Source organism: Actinomyces procaprae (genome assembly GCF_004798665.1).
Classification (GTDB): Bacteria; Actinomycetota; Actinomycetes; order Actinomycetales; family Actinomycetaceae; genus Actinomyces; species Actinomyces procaprae.
Window position 1 is genome coordinate 3,179,463 of the sequence record NZ_CP039292.1, and the last position, 21,229, is coordinate 3,200,691.

Annotated in this window: 17 protein-coding genes and 1 pseudogene; 4 read left to right on the forward strand and 14 right to left on the reverse strand. The window is 62.9% G+C overall.

The window, feature by feature from the left end; translation table 11 throughout:
• Positions 1-527: 527 nt before the first annotated feature.
• The 4 genes from E4J16_RS12990 to E4J16_RS13005 form a co-directional block, all read right to left on the reverse strand.
• Positions 528-1,289: an anaerobic ribonucleoside-triphosphate reductase activating protein gene (locus E4J16_RS12990; RefSeq protein WP_136314231.1), complete on the reverse strand. Its 762-nt coding sequence runs from the start codon at positions 1,287-1,289 to the stop codon at positions 528-530.
• Entirely contained in the window at positions 1,282-1,518 is a 237-nt protein-coding gene (relB, locus tag E4J16_RS12995; RefSeq protein ID WP_136193987.1) for a type II toxin-antitoxin system RelB family antitoxin, read from the reverse strand. Before relB ends, E4J16_RS12990 begins: the two co-directional genes overlap by 8 nt.
• Before the next feature lie 153 nt (positions 1,519-1,671).
• Positions 1,672-1,938 (reverse strand): type II toxin-antitoxin system RelE family toxin, encoded by a 267-nt coding sequence (locus E4J16_RS13000; protein WP_136314232.1) that lies wholly within the window; start codon positions 1,936-1,938, stop codon positions 1,672-1,674.
• Positions 1,939-1,970: 32 nt separating this feature from the next.
• Positions 1,971-3,920, reverse strand: coding sequence for a ribonucleoside triphosphate reductase (locus E4J16_RS13005; protein WP_136314233.1), 1,950 nt, complete (start codon positions 3,918-3,920; stop codon positions 1,971-1,973).
• A gap of 518 nt (positions 3,921-4,438) precedes the next feature.
• Here E4J16_RS13005 and E4J16_RS13010 point away from each other — a divergent pair.
• Both E4J16_RS13010 and E4J16_RS13015 read left to right on the forward strand, forming a co-directional pair.
• Positions 4,439-4,999 (forward strand): serine acetyltransferase, encoded by a 561-nt coding sequence (locus E4J16_RS13010; RefSeq protein ID WP_136314234.1) that lies wholly within the window; start codon positions 4,439-4,441, stop codon positions 4,997-4,999.
• A 190-nt stretch (positions 5,000-5,189) separates the two neighbouring features.
• Positions 5,190-5,963: a DUF1801 domain-containing protein gene (locus E4J16_RS13015; protein ID WP_136314235.1), complete on the forward strand. Its 774-nt coding sequence runs from the start codon at positions 5,190-5,192 to the stop codon at positions 5,961-5,963.
• A gap of 148 nt (positions 5,964-6,111) precedes the next feature.
• On the opposite strand, the pseudogene E4J16_RS16095 reads toward E4J16_RS13015, so the two are convergent.
• The 6 genes and pseudogenes from E4J16_RS16095 to E4J16_RS13045 all read right to left on the reverse strand — a co-directional run.
• Positions 6,112-6,531 (reverse strand): annotated as a pseudogene (locus tag E4J16_RS16095) (HipA domain-containing protein); the annotation flags it as partial.
• Positions 6,521-6,808, reverse strand: a complete 288-nt coding sequence (locus tag E4J16_RS13025; protein ID WP_136314236.1) for a helix-turn-helix domain-containing protein — start codon at positions 6,806-6,808, stop codon at positions 6,521-6,523. The gene E4J16_RS13025 and the pseudogene E4J16_RS16095, both read right to left, overlap by 11 nt.
• Positions 6,809-6,920: 112 nt before the next feature.
• Positions 6,921-7,301 carry a hypothetical protein gene (locus E4J16_RS13030; protein WP_136314237.1) on the reverse strand — a complete coding sequence of 127 codons (381 nt, stop codon included), beginning with the start codon at positions 7,299-7,301 and terminating at the stop codon, positions 6,921-6,923.
• Positions 7,298-7,510 (reverse strand): ribonuclease PH, encoded by a 213-nt coding sequence (locus E4J16_RS13035; protein WP_136314238.1) that lies wholly within the window; start codon positions 7,508-7,510, stop codon positions 7,298-7,300. The genes E4J16_RS13030 and E4J16_RS13035 overlap by 4 nt, the downstream gene beginning before the upstream one ends.
• 190 nt (positions 7,511-7,700) lie before the next feature.
• Positions 7,701-8,138, reverse strand: coding sequence for a helix-turn-helix domain-containing protein (locus E4J16_RS13040; RefSeq protein ID WP_136314239.1), 438 nt, complete (start codon positions 8,136-8,138; stop codon positions 7,701-7,703).
• 667 nt (positions 8,139-8,805) lie between these two features.
• On the reverse strand, positions 8,806-9,606 hold the full coding sequence (locus tag E4J16_RS13045) for a hypothetical protein (RefSeq protein ID WP_136314240.1): 801 nt from the start codon (positions 9,604-9,606) through the stop codon (positions 8,806-8,808).
• Between the two features lie 180 nt (positions 9,607-9,786).
• On the opposite strand from E4J16_RS13045, the gene E4J16_RS13050 reads away from it, so the two are divergent.
• Together E4J16_RS13050 and E4J16_RS13055 are read left to right on the forward strand one after the other, a co-directional pair.
• Positions 9,787-10,977, forward strand: coding sequence for a DEAD/DEAH box helicase (locus E4J16_RS13050; RefSeq protein WP_240038151.1), 1,191 nt, complete (start codon positions 9,787-9,789; stop codon positions 10,975-10,977).
• 38 nt (positions 10,978-11,015) lie between these two features.
• Positions 11,016-13,553: a DEAD/DEAH box helicase gene (locus E4J16_RS13055; RefSeq protein WP_136314241.1), complete on the forward strand. Its 2,538-nt coding sequence runs from the start codon at positions 11,016-11,018 to the stop codon at positions 13,551-13,553.
• A gap of 29 nt (positions 13,554-13,582) precedes the next feature.
• On the opposite strand, the gene E4J16_RS13060 is transcribed toward E4J16_RS13055, so the two are convergent.
• The 4 genes from E4J16_RS13060 to E4J16_RS13075 form a co-directional block, all read right to left on the reverse strand.
• Positions 13,583-16,669 carry a type I restriction endonuclease subunit R gene (locus tag E4J16_RS13060; protein ID WP_136314242.1) on the reverse strand — a complete coding sequence of 1,029 codons (3,087 nt, stop codon included), beginning with the start codon at positions 16,667-16,669 and terminating at the stop codon, positions 13,583-13,585.
• The gene (locus E4J16_RS13065) at positions 16,666-17,835 is read right to left on the reverse strand and encodes a restriction endonuclease subunit S (protein WP_136314243.1); all 1,170 of its coding nucleotides are present in this window, start codon (positions 17,833-17,835) and stop codon (positions 16,666-16,668) included. Before E4J16_RS13065 ends, E4J16_RS13060 begins: the two co-directional genes overlap by 4 nt.
• Positions 17,832-19,391: a type I restriction-modification system subunit M gene (locus E4J16_RS13070; RefSeq protein WP_136314244.1), complete on the reverse strand. Its 1,560-nt coding sequence runs from the start codon at positions 19,389-19,391 to the stop codon at positions 17,832-17,834. Before E4J16_RS13070 ends, E4J16_RS13065 begins: the two co-directional genes overlap by 4 nt.
• A 201-nt stretch (positions 19,392-19,592) precedes the next feature.
• A complete protein-coding gene (locus E4J16_RS13075; RefSeq protein WP_136314245.1) occupies positions 19,593-20,747 on the reverse strand; it encodes an ImmA/IrrE family metallo-endopeptidase in 1,155 nt (384 codons plus the stop codon).
• Positions 20,748-21,229 lie beyond the last annotated feature (482 nt).

The window sequence follows — 21,229 nt, forward strand, 5'->3', positions numbered from 1 at the left end:
TCGGGCCTACAGCCCTTGGCGCGCGGGTCGCACCAGCCCGGCCTCGTAGGCGGCGATCACCAGCTGCGCCCGATCCCGAGCACTCCCTCCGTCATCGCCGGCTTTGGCCGGATAACGTGGGTTTGTTGCGCGTCCAAGGTGCGCATTGCCGCTCCAGATCGAACACGCCCTCAACAAGCACGCTCACCCCGGTACGCCGCCGGATGGCTTCCACGCCCCCGGACCACACTCCACGACCCCCGTGTGCGTTGCACGACCCCAGGAAGGTCGTGCAACGCACCCCAAGGTCGTGCAATGCCCCCGAGGTCGTGGAACGTGCACCAGAGTCCGGCCCGACAGCACAATTCGCACCGTCCAGTACTGGCCCGTCAGCCCATGCCGGTCTCGGCGAGAGCAGACTGTCAGCCACCAGGTTGACCGACCTCGGCACGTAACAACTACCGACCTCGGCACGTAACAACTACCGACCTCGGCACGTAACAACTACCGACCTCGGCACGTAAGATCTACCGACCTCGGCGGAGGAATCAGGCGGGGCGGTAGGTGAAGCGGTCCCAGCCGAGGGCCTCGACTTGGGCGGCCATACGCTCACACTCGGCGTCCCAGCCGGGCGCGGACACGGCGAAGTCGCCGGTCGTGCCCGCGCCGCGGGCCTGCTGCAGCGCGTAGACCCGGGCGCCGGCGTCGTGCACGCGGCGGGCGACCTCCACGGCGTCGGCGGCCGTGACATCCCCGGGGACCACGGTGGTGCGCACCTCGAAGTCGACGCCGTCGCCGCGAGTGGCCGCGTCCACCAGCACCTGCAGGCACTCCCAGGCCTTGGCGGCGGAGTTGGGGCGGCCGACCACGGCGTCGTAGTGCTCGGGCAGCGCCTTGATGTCGAGGCCGACCCAGTCGACCAGCCCGCGCGCAACCATGTCGCGCAGGCGACCCGGGTAGGGGCCGGCGGTGTGCAGGCCCACCAGGAAACCCATCTCCTTCACCTCGGCGGCGGCGTCGGCGAGGGCGTCCTGGCGCAGCGCCTCCCCGCCGGTGAGGACGACGCCGTCGAGCAGGCCGCGACGGCGGGCGAGCAGGGAGCGGACCTCATCCCAGGCGACCACGCCGGGCGTGCGCGCGGGGATGAGGGCCTGGTTGTGGCAGTAGAAGCAGTTCCAGGGGCAGCCCTGCAGGAAGACCGTCGCTACCAGGTGGTCGGGCCAGTCGACGGTGGACATGGGCACGAGCCCGGCGATCTGCAGATCGTCGGCGGGGCGGTGCGCGACGCCCTTCTTGAGGGTCTCAGTCATCGAGTCCGAGGCTCGCGGCGATCTCATCGAGGCGGCGCGTCTTGACCTCACCACGCCTGGCCGCCTCCGCTTCAGCCTTCAGCGTGTACGCGTACTCCAAGTCATCGATGTAGGACTCAACAGCCTCACGCACATAGAAGGTTGCCGAGCGCCCGGTCCGAGCGCCCAGGTCATCGAGCCGACGCTTGAGCTCCTCCGGCAGTCGCACGCTCAGAACTGCTGTAGACATGTTTACAGCATAGGAGTCGGCCCTCGCTTCCGACAAGCCCCAGCCCATACAGCGAAGGTCCAGAGCCCCCTAGGACGAGCGCCGGGACCCCACCGCTGAAGCGGCAGGCGCCCCGGCGCCCCTGCGGCCAAGTCACGAACAGGCCCGGCGATCTCACCGATAGACCGTGGAGCGATGACCGACATCGATTGCGAGGATCACGCAGCGCTCATCCTGGACGTCGACGATCACCCGGTAGTTCCCGACCCGAAGTCGGAAGAATCCCTTAAGCGGGCCAGTCGTCGGTTTCAGGAAGTTCCGCGGATCATCAGCGCCCTGAATCTCCCGCAGCTTGCCGACCACACGCACCTGGACACTGCGATCGAGTCGGCGCAGCGAATTCTCGGCGCGAGGAGTCAGTTCAACGATCCAGTCCGCCACCTGCCCCTCCCGCTCCGCTGCAGACCCGGCCCTCAGGCGCTGATGGAGGTCAGGCGGGAGGTGGTGGTGCCGTGGGCGCCGGCCGCGGCCTCGGTGAACATCTGCCGCTCCATGTACTCGCCCTTCTTACCGATGTTGAAGGACTTCACGGGGCGGAAGTAGCCCATGACGCGGGTCCACACCTCGCACTCGACCGGCTCGGCGTCGGGATGCAGCTCGGCGCACTTGGGGCAGGTGAAGTGCTCGCCGGCAAGGTAGCCGTGGGTCGGGCAGATCGAGAAGGTCGGGGTGATGGTGATGTAGGGCGTGCGGAACGCGGTCAGCGAGCGGCGCACCAGCTCCTTGCAGGCCTGGGCCGAGGAGATGTGCTCGTTCATGTACAGGTGCAGCACCGTGCCGCCCGTGTACTTGGTCTGCAGCTCCTCCTGCATCTCCTGCGCCTCGAAGGGGTCGTCGGTGTAACCGACGGGCAGCTGGGAGGAGTTGGTGTAGTACGGGTTGGAGTCGGTGCCGGCCTGGAGGATGTCCGGGTAGCGCTTGCGGTCCTCCTTGGCGAACCGGTAGGTGGTGCCCTCGGCGGGGGTGGCCTCCAGGTTGTACAGGTGACCGGTGGCCTCCTGGATCTCGACCATGCGCCCGCGGACGTGGTCAAGGATGCGCACGCACATGGCGTGGCCGCGCGGGTCGGTCAGGTCGTAGGCGTCGTGCGTGAAGTTGCGGACCATCTCGTTCATGCCGTTGACGCCGATGGTGGAGAAGTGGTTGTCCAGCGTGCCGAGCCAGCGCTTGGTGAAGGGGAACAGGCCGGTGTCGATGTGGTGCTGGATGACGGTGCGCTTGAGCTCCAGCGTCTGCGAGGCGATGTCGATGAGGCGGTCCAGCGCCTTCACCAGGGCCTCCTCGTCGTCGGCGTGCAGGTAGCCCAGGCGGGCCATGTTCACGGTGACGACGCCGACGGAGCCGGTCTGCTCGGCGGAGCCGAACAGGCCGTTGCCGCGCTTGAGCAGCTCGCGCAGGTCGAGCTGGAGGCGGCAGCACATGGAGCGGATCATGCCGGGGTCGAGCTCGGAGTTGATGAAGTTCTGGAAGTAGGGCAGGCCGTACTTCGCGGTCATGGTGAACAGCCGGTCGGCGTTGGGGCTGTCCCAGTCGAAGTCCTTGGTGATGTTGTAGGTGGGGATCGGGAAGGTGAAGACGCGGCCGTCGGCGTCACCGGTGGTCATGACCTCCATGAAGGCGCGGTTGATCATGCCCATCTCCTCGGCGAGGTCGCCGTAGGTGAAGTCGCACAGCTCGTCACCGACCAGCGGGTGCTCGTCGGCCAGGTCCGCGGGGCAGGTCCAGTCGAAGGTGAGGTTGGTGAAGGGCGTCTGGGTGCCCCAGCGGGAGGGGACGTTGAGGTTGAAGATGAGCTCCTGCATGCACTGGAGGACGTCGTCGTAGCTCATGTTGTCCAGGCGGACGAAGGGCGCCATGTAGGTGTCGAAGGAGGAGAAGGCCTGCGCGCCGGCCCACTCGTTCTGCAGGGTGCCCAGGAAGTTGACGATCTGGCCGACGGCGGAGGAGAAGTGCTTGGCGGGGCCGGAGGCGATCTTGCCGGGGACGCCGTTGAAGCCCTGCTGGAGCAGGTTCTTCAGCGACCAGCCGGCGCAGTAGCCGGCGAACATGTCCAGGTCGTGGATGTGGATGTCGCCGTTGCGGTGGGCGTCGCCGGCCACCTGCGGGTAGATCTGGCTGAGCCAGTAGTTGGCGATGACCTTGCCGGAGGTGTTCAGGATCATCCCGCCCAGGGAGTAGCCCTGGTTGGCGTTGGCGTTCACGCGCCAGTCGGAGCGGTCCAGGTACTCGGTGATGGTGGAGACGGCGTCCACCTGGGGGCGCGAGCCGTGGGCGACAGCGGAGTCGGCAGAGCCTCGGGCCACGAGCTCGGGGTGGGCGGCGGCCAGATGAGCGGCGGACGGAGTCGGGGTGCTGTCGGACACGAGGGGCCTCCAGTGCTTTGCGTGAGTGCTGAGCGTGCGGTCTTCTTTGAACGGGTGGCACCACCGGGGCCGAGGACCCCTGTCGGCGCCGCCGACGTCGCCGACCCTACTCCAAGATGCCTCTCGAAGCAGCAACGAACGACATGGTTGTAACACATCATCTGGGAGCGTTACTCCCTGGCGACCACAACATGTTGTGGTCAAGATCCGCATGCGACCCCCCTCGATACCGCAACGGCGGCGCCATCTGGCGAGATCCCGACCCACCGCCGCCCCCAGTTCTTGTGGTGTCATGGCTCACACATTTGAGGTGCTGGTCAGCGTGTCGCGCCCCTCCACCGTCCACCCCCTGGACGGCCCGCCCAGCGTAGGCGGACCGCTCACCTCTTCGACTGCGACCATGCCCCACTGCGGCACAAGCCCCATGCACCGCCCGCGCCCTCATGACACGCCCGGAGGCCCGGGCCGACGATCAGTAGCCTTGGAAGACCCTGATCAATCATCCTGAGGAGCCCCCTATGCCCTCGACCGCCCGCCAACTCTTCCACTCCGACCTCTTCCGGTACTTCGGCCGCACCGATGTTCCACTATCCGCGCGCATCGGCGAGCGCAAGGTGCTGAGCTACCTGTGGGCCCTCCGACATGCACAGAGCGCAGAATCACCGCTGCTGCGGAAGGCGTACCGGGCGGCCCTCAGCCACCTGTCGGCGACGACGTTCATCCAGATTCCCTGGTCCACTCGGATCGGTCCCGGCTTCTACATCGGGCATCGGGGCCGCATCATCATCAATCCTGCGGCCGTGATCGGCAGCAACTGCAACATAGCGACGGGCGTAACGATCGGGATCGTGCCCACCGGCCGCCGCGCAGGCACGCCCACCATCGGGGACCGTGTGTGGATCGGCACGAACGCGGTCATCGTCGGCGGGATCACCGTTGGGGACGACGTGCTCATCGCACCTGGGGCGCTGGTCAACACCGATGTCCCATCCGGGTCCATGGTCATCGGCAACCCGGGGGTTATCCGGGAGGGGCATCCGTGCCCACCGGAGTACATGCAGAACCTCTGGCGGGGATGAGGCGGGCGCCTGCGCTGGTCTACCAGAAGCCGACCGGGAGACACGTTTCCCCTGGTCATAGGCGGTTTGCCCAGCAAGTCACGCCCAGTTCAGTCGTCACGATTAGAACCCCGCCACGCCCTGGCATACGCTGCACGGCACGAGTGACAGTCGTCCGCGCCCCTATCAGCAGCAGGTTTGAGGAGCCCTCTTGGAACCCACGCATGTCCCGGTGAACGACTTCTTGTCCACCGTGAGCACCCAGCGGGCGACCGAGGCACACGCACTCATCACCGTCATGCGGGAGGTAACCGGTGCCGTCCCTGTCATGTGGGAGTCGGGCGTGATCGGCTTCGGCTCGACTCCCCACGGCACCTCCGACACCGGCAAGGGCGCCATACCAACCGTCGCCTTCAGCCCACGCAAGTCCGCGGTAGCCGTATACCTCTGCCCGGCCGTGCTGAAGGATGGCTACCTCATGGACCGGCTCGGCAAGCACAGGGTCGGCAAAGACTGCCTGTACATCGCGCATCTGGCTGACGTTGACGCCGAGGTTCTGCGCGAACTCATCACCCGTTCACACTGGGAGCACGTACCTCCTCAGCGGAACCGGCAGGGCGCAGTCGCCCGGACGCATCTGCGCGCCGTCACCGATTACCTGGCGTCCGTGCCGCTGGCGGCGCGCCCGGCCTTGGACGCACTGCGTGACCTGGTGCGGCGCACCGCACCAGGCGTCGAGGAAGTGATCAGCTACGGGATCATCGGCTATCGGATTCCGGGACGCAGCAAGGCCGCGCGGGTTTTCGTCTCGGGCTGGAAGGACCACGTAGCGCTGTACCCACTGCCGTCCCAGGAGGCGCTGCGCACTGAACTCGCCCCATGGGTGCGCGGCAAGGGGACTTTGTGGTTCGGTCTGGATGAGGGCTTGCCGACGACGCTGCTGGAACGAACCGTCGCAGCACTCTTGGATGATCAGCGGCCTTGAGATACGGCGGCAAGCGCCTCGATACGCGGGGCGATAGCGTCAGCCATCCGTACGAAGAGTTCGCGGAGGTCGGCGCGCGGAGAGCGGGACAGGTCGCGGATCGAGTCGACGACGTCGAGGTAGTCGTGCTGCTCACCGTCCCCTGAGTTGCGTTCATGGCACTGATGTAGCCGATCCGATGTCCGAGATCGGATCGGTCGAACCTGCGCAGGACGAGTACACCGCAGTCGTCCACATTGACCAGTCGCCGCTGCGGGCAACGTATTCCGACTTCCTGCATGAGGTCGAGCATGACAGCCTCCCATGCCATGACATTCCACCGGTCGGATGCATGCGGGAATTTGGCTATCGCGAGGCCGCCGTCGTCCAGCCTCACGGAGGCCTTGGGGCGAGCGCCTCCTAGGCCGGTGGCGCCGGTGTCGAGAAGCTGCTTGATGGCGGCGGCCGGATCATCATCTGCTTGCGCCCGGTCGGCCGCAGTGGGGAGGTACGGGTGAAGTGCGCGGTCCCTACGCGCTGCGGCTTCAACTCGGTGTCGAGAAGGACTTCGACGTCGGTCATCGGGCACGCCGCTTCGTCAGGCTTCCGGCGCGCAGGCGGCCGATGTCTGTGGACAGCGGGTCGACGGCGTCGACAACCTGGTCGAGGATGCCGAGGGCGCGCAGCACTTGGGCGACGGCACCGAAGGAGACGGTGGGATCGCCGCGTTCGATCTTGCGCAGCGTGTCGCGGCTGATGTCGGCCCGCTCGGAGGCCTGTTGGGCGGTCAGCCCCAGCACCATGCGCCAGCCGCGGATGTGCTCGCCGAAGGCGGTCATCTGCCGGTTGATCCGGTAGCCAGGCATCTACACCTCCTTATGGCGTGCATGATCGCCATATTAGCAGGTTATGACGAACATGATCGCCGTTGTGCTACTCGGAGCTGGAGTACTCGAGCCAACGCACCCCTGTCCGGGATCATGCATCAAGAAGCTGAGCCACTCTCTGATGCGACACCCCCATAAGCATGCCGACCTCGCGGAGAGTCAACCCGCCCTCGCGCAGAACTCGCGCCGCCGCACGAGACTCGTCCGCTGCCCTGCGCGTCGCCGCATCCGCCTGCTCACGTAGCCGCCGAGCCTCCGCCATGTGCTCGACGTAGTCGGCGGGAAGTGTGGTTTGGACATCGAAGTCGACCTCGGACTCAGGGATGCCCGCGAGGTACGCAACGGCCTCACGCATCTCATCCCTCGCCTGATCGAGACGACGAACCTGGGAGACCGCGCCCACCTCGGGGACCTCAAGAACCCACCAATTGCCGATTCCCCGCTCGGCCTTAAGAACAAATGTTCGACTCATCGCCACCATCCTTTCCCGCCGAGGACCTCGGCGAACTGATCGAAGAACTTGCCCGCCGTCACGTCGTCGATCTCGACGTGACGCCCAAGGGTCCGCGTAACACTCCCGACTCGGACGGCGGTATGGCGAGTGAGTTCACGAACCTCGTATTCAAGTCCCCGGTCGCGCGCTGCGCGCTTGACCCGCTTCAGCACCGCCGACCGTTTCATGACGGCAGTCTAGTCACACTAGAAGTCTTCGGCAATGCCGACTTGCCGTCCCGAATTGCACCTCGCCCCTCCGCCAGCAGCGGGTCGGAGCGCCGCTCCTGCTCGGGCAGGTTCGCGGCCGTCATCAGCACGTCCGCGACGCGCCGCAGCAGCTCGCCCCGCTCACAGGTTTCCGTGGTTTTTGTCGCAGTCAGTCTTCGAAGCGCTCGAAGCCCCCTTCCGCATCCAGAGCGCGCAACTCCTCGAAGGCACGGCGACGCTCGCGCTCGCGCTCATCACGAAGCCGCACTACGTCGTCTCGGCGGAAGCGAGTGTGCGAGCCGACCTTGAAAGAGTCAATCAGGCCGTCGCGGCTCCACTTCAGCAGGGTAGGACGCGAGACGCCGAGCATGTCGGCGGCAACAGTGCTGGTGAGCTCGTCAGGGACACGTCCGATAGTGACCTCGCCATGCTCGGCGATCGAGGCGAGGGCTGCCAACAGAGCCTTCTGAACACCCTGCGTCAACACGACCTCGCGGCCGTCAGGGTCACGCAGTACGAGTACGGCCCCTTCTTTGGGCTTGATCTCCTGGACCTCACGCACGGTCTGCGCCGCAAGGCCGACCCTGGCGAGCGTACCGGCTGACATGATGTCTCCTCTCTCCTCACACACCATTCGAGGTGCTGTTACAGGGTAACGCAGTTTCACATATATGTGAAACACAGTGGGGATCACCACTCTTCTGGTGCAACCACAGGAGACCGGGCCGCGAACCGGGGCGTCCACCGGATGGCGACATCCGCGACCACGCCCTGACGCTCCGCGACGGCACGGATCACTGCGTTTGACCCTAATCGGCGCCGTCCCGGCATGACTCCATGCCATGCATTCCCGACGAGGACGGCTCCTCGTGCGCGGAGTACGGCGGTTGGCGGCGGCATCTGAGGTTGGGTGCGGCACTAGGGCGCGAGCGTCCGCGGTGAGATGCAGCGCTCGGCATGACGTTGGTGACGCGGAGGCCAGAGCCCGATCATTGGGTACGCCCCTTCGGCCTCTACTACGCCAGTTAGACCTCCGCTGAAGGGCCCAGACCCCTTCAACAAACATCTAACCGGCGTAGTAAACCCCGAACCGGCGTAGTAGACGACGTCACCGCTGAGCACGCGGGCGAGTCGGCTTCCGGCTTCATCCACACCTTCAAACGTGAAGCACCGCATTCACGTTCTCCATACCGGCACACTCAAACACCTAACTAGCCAGCACCACCCTGAACTCACACAGCAGCACCAGGCACAACCTAGCCAGCAACCGCGATTCAGGAACTCACCCTATTTGCCTTGACCTCCCCGACTTCCGCACAACCGGTCGGTTCACGACGAATCTGCGCCATTTCACGTGCTACACGCCGTTTGACGTCAACATGAATGTCAGACTCCGTCGCACACCACCATGCAAGCACTCTTGCCAACGAACCCACGGAAGAAAGAGCCACAGACGCGATAACGGCAACCACAACAGTTGCCGCACCCATAGACACTAACTTTATCCCGTCAATGCATACGCCCAACGGCAACAAATGACCGATGCGCCTGTCGAGACAGGTAAGCGCAAGAATCACCAAGACAACAATGATACATAATCTCACAGCCGCCGCGAACGCCCATGCCGCCCATCCCACGATAAGAGGTTTGATCGGCCCGTACTGCGCCGCAGCAAGAAGCAAGATCCATACCGTCCCCGGCGCCCGTGCCCCCATTAGGCCTTCGGCCTCAAAATCAAAGTCACCCAAATGCTCCCCCTCTCGCATCACTCGAACCACCGGACTTATCGCCATCCACACAACCAGCATTACAGTCAGCCTGGCGAACACGTCGTAGCACACAGGATTTTCGTTCGCAACAATCGGAGGCAGTTCGACCGAAAGACCGTTCGCGGCAGACTCGAAACCAAATTCGCGGGCAACAGTCGCAAGAATATCGCTGGGACGCCTCTCCGTCAAATATGATGAGACAACCAACAGGGCAGCGCCACATACTAGCCACGAAAACGCCCTGTCCTTCTTCCGCGACAACCCCGCAACTATCCCTGACAACACTTGAATCATCATCTTGTCCATCGTTCCTCCTTCGCGCGACTACCCTCTCACCTGCCACTGACACAAACACACACCCACAGGTCGCACGTCCGCTCGCACTGTCACTCTCAGGAGCGCCGACTGCTCCTGCCCGAGGTTGCAGATCATGTCTCCCGCTCGTCGGCCACTCCGTATACCGACGCAGTCTTTAGGATCATCCCCGTGACCACGGCCACCCCCTCCGACCCAACCGCAGCGAGCGCGGTCTCCACTCCCGCGCCTTCCGCGGCAACCGTCTCCCCCACCGGCACCGCCCGCTCGGACGCTTCTTCCGCCGACGTTTCCTTGCCCGTCACCGCTCCCGCCAGCGCCGCCCCTTCCCCCGCCACCGCCCCGCCCGCCTCTACTCCCCCGCCGTCACTCGACGTCGCCCCGGGCTCGGTGGTGCGGGTGCGCGACGAGGACTGGCTGGTCACCCAGGTCTCCACGAACTCCGACGGCACCCTGGTGACGGTGCAGGGGCCGTCGGAGCTGGTGCAGGACGTCACCGCCCAGTTCTCCGCCGGGATCGACCGCATCGAGCCCGTGGACCCGCGCCGCACCCGGGTGGTGGCGGATACCTCCACCCGGCATCGGCTCTCGCGCCTGTGGCTGGAGGCGACGCTGCGCAAGACGGCGCTGCCGGCCGGCTCGACGGAGCTGTCGGTGGTGGGCGACATGCTGGCCGACCCGCTCCCCTACCAGCTCACGGCCGTCCGGCAGGCGCTGGACCCGGCCAACCTGCGCCCGCGCATTCTGCTGGCGGACACGGTGGGCCTGGGCAAGACCCTGGAGATCGGCATGATCCTGGCGGAGCTGGTGCGCCGCGGCCGTGGGGACCGGATTCTGATCGTCACGCCCCGTCACGTGCTGGAGCAGATGCAGCATGAGATGTGGTCGCGCTTCGCCCTGCCCTTCGTGCGCCTGGACTCGGTTGGCATTCAGCGGGTGCGGCGCACCATCCCGGCCACCCGCAACCCGTTCTCCGTCTATCACCGAGCGATCATCTCCATCGACACCCTCAAGTCCGACCGCTACCTCAACCACCTGCGCAAGCAGCGCTGGGATGCGGTGGTCATCGACGAGTCACACAACGTCACTAACAAGGGCACGCTCAACAACCGTCTGGCGGACATCCTGGCCCGCCAGACGGACGCCCTGATCCTGGCCTCCGCCACGCCTCACAACGGGGACCCGAAGTCCTTCGCGGAGCTGATTCGCCTGCTGGAGCCGACGGCGGTCCATGCGGACGGCTCGCTGGATCAGGAGGCAGTGCGTCGGCTGGTGATCCGCCGCCACCGCACGACAAACGACATACGACCGAAAGGACGCACGACACGCCCACACAGAATCCGCAACACAGCTAAGCTCTGACATCAGTTACATTCCATGAGAACCAGAAAGGTAGACCGATGCCCATCCAGTGGAACCGCATACGCGCAAGCGCAAGTGCACCGCTAATTGAGCCGAGAGAAATCTATAGCTCCTTAGGGCAACGCACATGGGATCGGCTACGACCTGAGCAGACAGAGGTGCTAGACGAGTGGTTCCGCCGCAGGAACACAAAAGATCTCGTTATCAAGCTCAATACAGGTTCCGGAAAGACACTGACAGGCCTATTGGTTGCCCTGTCTAGCCTACACGAGCAAGTTGGGCCTGCCGCATTCTTGGTGCCTAACAAGTACCTAATCAAACAGGTCGTGAGTGAAGCACGCGACGCCGGAATACTAGTCACAACCAGCGAAGACGACCTGGACTTCTTAGCCTCTAAAGCCATCCTTGTTACAACTTTCCATAAACTATTCAACGCTCGCAGCATATTCGGCGTACGTAGCATAAGGCCGGGGAAGACCCCACTTGGGACCATTGTGATCGACGATGCACATACCGCTATACATACTTCAGAGGCGCAGTTTTCGGCGGAAATACCGTCAACACATGAGGCGTTTGACAAACTCCTCAAGCTATTTGCAAAAGATCTGGAGCTACAAAGACCAAAGGCATACCAAGACATAGTCAGCGGGGAACCTGGAGGACCCATAGCTGTCCCGTTCTGGGCGGTCGCGACGAGAGCGAACGATGTTATCAGCGTCATGCATCCGTATGCGACAAGCCCAAATGATCCCGCAGAACTGTATTTTCGATGGCCTCTGGTCGCCGATCATTTGCAGTACTCAACTATCACCGTCACCTCCGAGTCTATAGAAATCCGACCACCGTGCCCGGACACCGAAATGCTACTCGGATTTGATAACGCGAAACGGCGCATCTACCTCAGCGCAACACTGCAGGACGAGAGTCTGCTAGTAACAGAACTCGGAGCAGATCCAGAATCTGTCGCGACACCCATCACTCCTAAACGAGCGTCTGACCTCGGTGACCGCATCATTCTCGCCCCGCGTTTGATTAATTCAAACTTCTCACTCGAATCGGTTCAACAATTGGTCCGCCGCTTCGCCGATGGGGACAGACACGGAAACGGACCCGACCCTCTGAACGCCATCAACGCCGTTGTTCTCGTGCCGAGTGACCGTGTAGCAGAGACATGGTCGGGGGTCGCGGACGAGATACTTCATGTCAGCGATATGAACCCGTGTATCGACAGAATGAAGGCTGGTGAGCATCTCGGAGTCGTCGTCTTGGTCAATAAGTACGATGGAATTGACCTGCCTGGCAACGCATGCCGCATGTTGGTAATTGACGGTGTCCCCACTCCCTCCACTCCCTACGAGCGGCGCGCGGCAGAAGCGCTCGAGGGCTCCGCCACCTACCGCGGAAGAATAGTGAGCAAGCTTGAGCAGGGAATGGGGCGCGGGACTCGAGATGTCAGTGATTACTGCGCCGTGCTCGTACTTACGAGCGAAGCCGCACTTGCACTCAATGACCCTGCCCAGATAGCTCAGTTCTCACCAGCTACTCGTGCCCAAATCGAACTGAGCGCACGAGTCGCGAATGAGATAAAGGGTGAGGATATGTCTTCGATTTCAGAACTGCTAGACTCATTCTTACGACGACAACAAGATTGGACAGAATTAAGCCTGGAGGCAACTGCTCAAGTGACCTACGATCAATTTGATCGTGTATCCGAATTAGCAGCATGCAGACGCAAGGCGTTTGATCTCATCAAGAACAGCGATATTACCGGTGCAATCAAAACGTTGCGCCCCGCAATCGACGGAATCAGTGACCACAAGGAGAGCTGTTGGTACCTCGAAGAACTTGCAACATATGAGCACATGATTAGTCCCTCCGACGCCCAGGATACTCTCGAGGCAGCCAGGCGACATAACAGCACCGTACTCAAGCCAAGGAGATCCGCAGCGCAGTTGAAGTCTCGCCTTCCACGCCCCATACCACAGGCCGAAGAAATGGCGAGTTATCTTTCGAACTTCGATAGGCGCAACCTCGAACTTATTGTTGACACAGTCTTCGATGGTGTTGCGTGGGGTGTAAAAGGTTCCTCAAGCAAAGCAGAAGCCCAAATACGGGAACTAGGTTCGCTTCTGGGATTCGCCTCCACTCGGCCAGAGAAAGAAGACCACAACGGTGGTCCGGACAACCTGTGGGTGCAGTCAAACGGGCAACTAGTAGTAATCGAACTGAAAACCGAGGTAGACCGCAGCGATCAACGAATAACCAAAAGAGAAGCTGCGCAGCTCGCACACTCCGTTATTTGGGCGCGCGATATATATGGCGAAACGGCGGACGTCGTTCCGGTACTTTTCCACCCGTCGCACAGGTGCAGGGAAGATACTCGACTGCCCCGCGGAACTCGTGTAATAACAAGAGACAACTTCGAGGCACTCAGGCGTAATGTCATGACATTGATTCGCGAGCTTATTAGTTCCGACAATTATTCGCCCGAATTTATCGCTAGCTCATTGTCGCGCAATTATGTGAACGCCGATACCGTCATCCGGAGACACTCGACTAAGCCGAGGCAGAATTAGCCCGGGTATAGCTTTACGCAACCGTTTGTTTACGCCCATCTGGGTGAAAGGTCCCCGAACCTCTCCACGTACGCCGTCAGCGCCTCGACGACGCGCGCCTTGCGCTCGCCGCGGCTCTGGCCGGCTGCGGCCTTGCGGAATCGGGAGACGCGCGGGAGTAGCCGGGTGATCGCGGTGCCCTCGGTTGGGACAACTCCACTACGCAGGGCGGCGCCGACGAACTCCTCGGTTTCTGCCGCACGCAGCCCTTCGGCAGTGACGATGGCAGCCAGCTCGGCCGCCATCCGCGCCGCGATGAACGCCTTCCACTGCTCGTCGACTGCACCGTTGCTGGACACGGACCGGACGAAGTCCTCGATGAGGTCCCGCTTGGAGTGGAGGGTTGGGCTGGAGGCGATGGCACGCTTGATCTCCACGGGGATCTCCCTGTCCTCGCCGTCGCCCCGCTGGGTGCGCTTGTCCTCCACGAGCCGCAGGATGTAGTCGACCCCGACCTCTACCTGCTTGATGAGTTCGATCTCGAAGACGAGGTCCTCGTTGACGACTTCCTTCTCCGCCTCGGCCGCCGCGCGCATCTGGGCGTGGATCTCCAGGTACATGCTGGTGTAGTCGGCGAGGTCGGCGTCGTTGAGGCCTCCCATGTTGTCCTCAGCGAACTCGTCAAAGGAAACGAGGATGTTCCGCAGCCGGAGGATCTGGCCGAACAGCGTCACGAACTCCTTTTGAGCCTCCTCGGAGGTGATCACCTCGCCGGGCTGCCAATCGCTGCGTAGCTGCGCGACCTTGGCGGCGAACTCTTCCAGGTACTCGCGGTAAGACCGCAGGAGGATGGTGCCGGAGGCGTTCTTGTTGCCGAACAGGGCGATGGCGGCGTCGGTCTCGGCCTGAAGGTTGCGGAAGCAGACGATATTGCCGTAGCTCTTGACGGCGTTGAGGATGCGGTTGGTGCGGGAGAAGGCCTGGATGAGGCCGTGAGTGCGCAGTGATTTGTCGACCCACAGGGTGTTGAGGGTCTTGGAGTCGAAGCCGGTGAGGAACATGTTGACGACGATGACCAGGTCGATCTGCCGCTTGGTCAGGCGGGCGGAGATGTCTTCGTAGTAGCCCTCGAAGCCCGAGGCGCTGGTGTCGTAGCTGGTTCCGAACTGCTGGTTGTAGTCAGCGATGGCGGCGTCGAGGAAGGCCCGGTCGTCGGCAGGCAGCGTGGTGGGGTCGGTGGATTCCTCGGCGAGCGAGTCGCCGGGTGCCTCGGCGTTGGCGGCGTAGGAGTAGATGATGCCGACGCTGAGCCGCTGGTCGCTTGGCAGTCCCTGCTGCTGGCGGGCGAACTCCTGGTAGTAGGCGCGCGCGGCGGGGATGGAGGCGGTAGCGAGCAGTGAGTTGAAGCCGGCCAGGCGTTGTTGTCCGAGCGTGTAGGTCCGGTTGCGTCGGGTCTTCTGGTTGAAGTGCTCACGGATGTAGGTGACTACCTGCGCGATCCTCCCCGGGGCGAGGAGCGCCCGCTCGGTGTCGATGGCACTGACTTCCGCGTCGACGACGTCGTCGCGGCTGTGCACGGTGTCGATGTAGTCGATGCGGAAGGGCAGGACGTTCTTGTCGCCGATGGCGTCGACGATCGTGTAGGAGTGGAGCTGGTCGCCGAATGCTTGGGCGGTGGTGCGCAGTTGTACGTTGCCGCTGGAGCCGGCGTTCTCGGCGAATATGGGTGTGCCGGTGAATCCGAAGAGGTGGTAGTTGCGGAAGGCCTTGGTGATGGCGGTGTGCATGTCACCGAACTGGCTGCGGTGGCATTCGTCGAAGATGAGTACGACGTGTCCCGTGTAGACGGCGTGCTTACGGTTGCGCCCAACGAAGGTGGAAAGCTTCTGTATCGTGGTGACGATGATCTTGACCGTGGGGTCGTTGATCTGGGCTGTCAGCTGGGTGGTGGACTGGTTGGCGGAGACGGTGCCCTCGGCGAAGCGGTTGTATTCCTTGATGGTCTGGTGGTCGAGGTCTTTGCGGTCGACGACGAAGATGACCTTGTCGATCTCCTCCATTCCGGCGGCGAGTTTGGCGGTTTTGAAGGAGGTGAGGGTCTTGCCGCTGCCGGTGGTGTGCCAGATGTATCCGCCGGCGTCGAGGGTGCCAGTTTGACGGGCGTTGGTGGAGGTGTTGATGCGCTGGAGGATCGCCTCGGTGGCGGCGATCTGGTAGGGCCGCATCACCAGGAGCTTGCGGTCGGCGAGGGCGTCGGCGACGGTGAAGACGCAGTAGCGGGTCAGGACGGCGAGCAGCGTGTGCTTGGACAGGAAGGTGCGGGTGAAGTCGACGAGGTCGGTGATGCGCCGGTTGGCGGCGTCGGTCCACCAAGAGGTGAACTCGTATGCGTCCGATGTTGCGGCCTTAACCTGCCGCTGGGTGCCGCGGTTCTCGGTGACGTGGTCCTGTCGGGTGGTGTTGGCGTAGTACTTGGTGTAGGTGCCGTTGGAGATGATGAAGATCTGGACGTAGCCGAACAGGCCCGCTCCGGACCAGAAGGAGTCGCGCTGGTAGCGTCTGATCTGGTTGAAGGCCTCGCGGATGTCGACGCCGCGTCGTTTGAGCTCGACGTGGACGAGCGGGAGCCCGTTGACCAGGATGGTGACGTCGTAGCGGTTGGAGCGCGCAGCGTTGGTGGCGACGTATTGGTTGGTGACTTGCAGCCGGTTGTTGTGGATGTGCTGTTTGTCGATGAGGCGGATGTTCTTGGACTCGCCGTTGTCCCGGGTGAGGACCTGGACGTGGTCCTCCTGGATGCGCTGGGTCTTCTCGACGACGTCGAGCGCGCCTCCGGTGGTGAGAATGGAGTGTTCGAAGAAGCGCTTCCACTCGGCATCGGTGAAGCGGTAGTCATTGAGTGTTTCGAGTTGTGTGCGGAGATTCGCGATAAGTTCGGCCTCGGCGTTATCGGGGCTGAACTGTATGTACTCGTACGCCTGGTCCTGGAGCTGGGCGATGAAGGCGCGTTCGAGGTCCGCTTCGGACTGGTACGCCTTGCTGGTGCGCTCGCTCGGCTCGTAGGCGCCGACGACGGTGGACTCGTCGGTCAGGATGACGGGCTCAATGCGTACGGCGCGGGCTTCGCGGATGGTCATGCTGCCGCACCCTTCTCCGGGAAGGCCAAGAGCTTGTCCCGGTAGTACTCGTACTGCTTGCGCCGTGCCGCGATCTCCGCAGGCAGGCCAGAGTTCAGGTCGTTGACAAGGGCGTCGAACTGATCGAGGATGTCCGCGATACGACGCTGTTCTTCGAGCGGAGGGACCGGAATCTTGATCTGCCCGAGTCCTTTGGCGGATAATCGCTTAACCTTTGCCCGCGACACATACTTTTCCTTTTGAGTATGATACCCTGAGGTTCGTAGCACGTAAGAAATAAAACGCGGATCCTGATCGTGTTTCAACGCGAAGGAATCGTCATGGTAGGCAACCGGCTCACCCCCCAGCCACGCGACTCCAATTCCCACATCGGCTACAGTCTCGCCAACAGCGGCGACGATTACGTCTCCCGGCACAGCAAAGCGGAGCGACGCAGAAATCTCCGGACGTACCCGCGAAACAGACTCTGACGCACGAACCCCGTACGTCGTATAAAGCTCACCATAGTGAATCGCCGGCAAACCCTCATGCTGCAGGTCATTTCGAGTAAACCGACGACCGCGCACAAGTGACCCCAACTCGCCGATGCGAACTAACCTGTCCTCAGTACAACTACCCCAAATCAGCACGTCTCGAAAGTAGGCATACTGATCCCTACGGGCCTCCAGCTCCGCCTCCAGCTCCGCCTCCAGCTGGGTGAACTGATCCAATATTCTCACAATTTCACGCTGCACCGCAAGCGGCGGCACCGGAATCTCAATTCTTGCCACATCCTTAGGGTACACATGAGGGACGCCACCGCCACGCTTCATTCTGTGAAGGTCATCTTGCATCCTACGCAATACATGAAAACAGAATCTTCCGACGACTATCGCATCATTTACCTCAATAGAGAACGCGTCAGATACAAAGATTGGCCGATCCCAGTAGGAGACGTAGCCGGCATAAGCTCCCGATCCGGCAACTACGATGACCCCACGTTCTCGGTTTGGGGTGTCACAATAGTATGCTGGCTTCATCCCACCCGCTACGACAGGAATGTCTCCAGGCACCATGGTCTTCCTTGTCGCAGCCGTCCCACGCCTCAACTCAGCCACATCCCCAAGAGCACGGTATTCCACGCCACCCGGGCACAGTTCCTTGACCAAGTCGTCGATGCGGCTCACTTGGCGTCCCCTTCCAGGTCGGCGACGATCGCGTCGATGCTGGCACGCAGCTCGGCTTGGCGCGCCACGATGCGCGCGATCTCAGCGTTCAGCGCCGCGATATCTACCTCCTCGCGCGTATCTTCTGCCTCCACGTAGGCCGACACCGAGAGGTTGTAGCCGTTCTCGGCAAGCTCCTCAGCGCTTACCACAGCGGAGCGGTGCGCCGCCACCTCACGCTTCGCCACGGCGTCGACAATGAAGTCGCGGTGCTCGGCGGCGAGATGGTTCTTGTTGCCGGTGCGGACGAACTGGTCGGAGGCGTCGAGGAAGAAGACATCGTTCGTGGTCTTCGACTTCTTGAGCACGATGATGCAGGTGCCGATCGTCGTGCCGAAGAACAGGTCGGGCGGCAACTGGATGACCGCCTCTACGTAGTTGTTCTTGACCAGGTACTTGCGGATCTTCTGCTCCGCCCCGCCCCGGTACAGCACACCCGGGAACTCGACGATCGCCGCCGTGCCCTTGACGTCTAGCCAGGACAGCATGTGCATGGTGAAGGCCAGGTCGGCCTTCGACTTCGGAGCCAGGACGCCCGCGGGGGCAAAGCGCGGGTCATTGATGAGAGTTGGGTCGTCCTTGCCGATCCAGTGCGTCGAATACGGCGGATTGGAGACGATCGCCTCGAATGGCTTGTTATCCCAGTGCGCTGGATGCTGCAATGTGTCCCCGTGCGCGATGTTGAAGTCCGCAAAGTTGATGTCATGCAGGAACATGTTGATGCGGCATAGGTTGTAGGTGGTCAGGTTGATCTCCTGGCCGAAGAACCCGCCGCGGACGTTCTCCTTGCCGAGCACCTTCGCAAACTGGAGAAGAAGCGAGCCTGAGCCGCACGCCGGGTCATACACCCGGTCCACGCTCGTTTTGCCGGCCACGGCGATGCGCGCCAGCACCTCGCTGACCTCCTGCGGAGTGAAGAACTCACCACCACCTTTACCTCCTTGAGACGCGTACATGGTCATCAGGTACTCGTAGGCGTCCCCAAACGTGTCGATGGTCGAGTCGCCGTATGACAGGTCTAGGTCGCCGACGGCATTGATGATCCGCACCAGCTTCTCGTTGCGCTGGGCAACCGTTGAGCCGAGCTTGTTGGAGTTGACGTCGACGTCGTCGAACAACCCACGCAGGTCCGACTCGGCCCCGGTGCCAAATGCGGAGAGCTCGATGTTCTTGAAGATCCTAGACAGCGTCTCGTTGAGGTTCTCATCGTGCGGTGCCCGCTCACGCACGTTGCCGAACAGTTCCGAAGGGGCAATGAAGAAGCCCTTCTCGTTGATGATGCCGTCGCGCGCCTCACGTACCTCGGAGTCACCCAGTACGGCGTAGTCGAAGTCCAGGTCACCAGCCTCATGCTCACCTGCGTTGATGTACTCGGTGAGGTTCTCGGAGATGAACCGGTAGAAGAGGAAGCCCAGGACGTAGGCCTTGAAGTCCCAGCCGTCCACGCCTCCGCGCAGCTCGTTGGCGACCTTCCAGATCGTCCGGTGGAGCTCGGCGCGCTCGGTCTCTTTGGTCACGGGTTCCTCGTTCTCATCGTCGGGGCGGCGCCGAGGTCGGGCGCCACGGGACAGTGTCGCACCCGCCTCCGACACGAACGCGAGGCGCTCCAGCAGGCGGTCGAACTGTTGTCCGCGCCGACCGCTCACCCGAGGTCATGACTCCGGGCGGCGCAGGTCGAGATGGGCGCCCGTGCTCCGCCGCGTGAGCCGAATGGTGCATCAAGCTTGTAGCACGTTCTCCGCCAGTCCCTCGAAGGTCGACTGCGTCGCTGTCCCCAGCATCCGGTAGGCATCCCGGTACGTAGTCCGCCCCTCAAGGGTTGAGGAGACCACCGCCCGGGTGAAGGGGCGCCCCAGACGCCGCAACTGAGTGTTGTAGTACTCCCCACCCGCACCGCTGCTACGACTGGACTGCTTCAGTTCCATGACCCGCATGCGTTCGGCGTCGTACCGGGACATGAACTCGTCCCAGGTCAGCCTCCCAACTTCTCGGAGCCTGGCAAGCACCACAAGAGTGCTGACCTTGTAGCGGGCGGCCAGTCGCTCCAGTTCGTGCTCACCGTAGCTTCCTGCCCACTCCTCACGGAGCGAGTCAAGGGGGACCAGCACCTCCGCAGCAACCTGGTTACACCAGCGTTCTTCCTCTTTCATCCCTTTCGCAACACCTGTGGTGGCATCGGAAAGCGCGCTGCGCCCCAGCCACAGGTGGGCAAGCTCATGGACGAGAGTGAAGATCTGCGCGGCCTTCGTATCGGCGCCGTTGACGAAGACGAGGGGAGCGATGTCATCAGCTAGGGCGAATCCCCGGAACTCCTCCGGGTCAAGCCCGCGGTGCGTGTTCGCACCGACGATCCCACTGACCATGACCAGGACCCCAATGGCCTCAACACGCTTTATGAGGTCCGTCATAGCGGCGGCCGAGTTAGAGACGTCCAGCTCATCCAGGCAGAGCACATCCCTTATGCGGGCGGCGACATCATCCGCCGGTGTCGCCAGCGTCACGGAGTCCACGAAGTTGAGCGGGGAAGCGCCCAGCTCCAGAGCATCGTCGCGGTACCAGTCCTGGCGCCTTTGACACAGGTAGATCGTCTCCAGCAGGTCGGCGGACGGCTCGCGGACTCCGGCGTCGCGAATGGTCCGCATGTCCGGGATAGGGATCTCCTCGACCGGCGGCGTGGGCAGGAAAAGCATCCCGAAGGGCGTGTGGGTGTCAGAAGCGAACTTCTCCACCTGCTTGAGAGTGGGGCGCCTGGTGCCGTCAATCCAGTCGTAGAACTTGGGGGCACGACGGCGGACGGTCTCCTCGTCCCAGCGGGCCCGCCTGACGGCCCAGCGCAGCAGGTCGGGCGCGACATCCACACGGACTGTGGCCACGGGGTCCTCCTTCGCGTCCCGGTCTCAGGCACAAGTTTGCCGCATACCGCCGACATCGTCAGCCTCGCAGCCGAAGTCGCCCGCCAGCATCCGAGCACGAATGCTGGTTGCCTCGCACTTAACCGCGACCTGAGCTGTCCGGGGTGCGATCCGCTGGGATTCCCGCGTTGGCGCGGAAACACGGCAGTGGGGGCAGTCCGACCACCACTCATGCGTGAGTACATCATTGCCTGAGAGCCTGCTCTCCACCATCCACCGTCACCTCCTCATTGCCCTGGTCACGCACCTGCTTACCACCTTGGTTGCGTATATGCTCGGACACCCCTGTGCGAGCGAGCCCATCGCGTTCGCCATTGACATCCTCTGGACCGTCGTCCGACACCCGGCCACGAAGCGCCTCTGCACGCACGTCATCAGCAGAATGACTCGTCGAGCCGATCCTCCTCGCCACGCCGCGGGACGGCGCCCTCGCCGCCGTGACC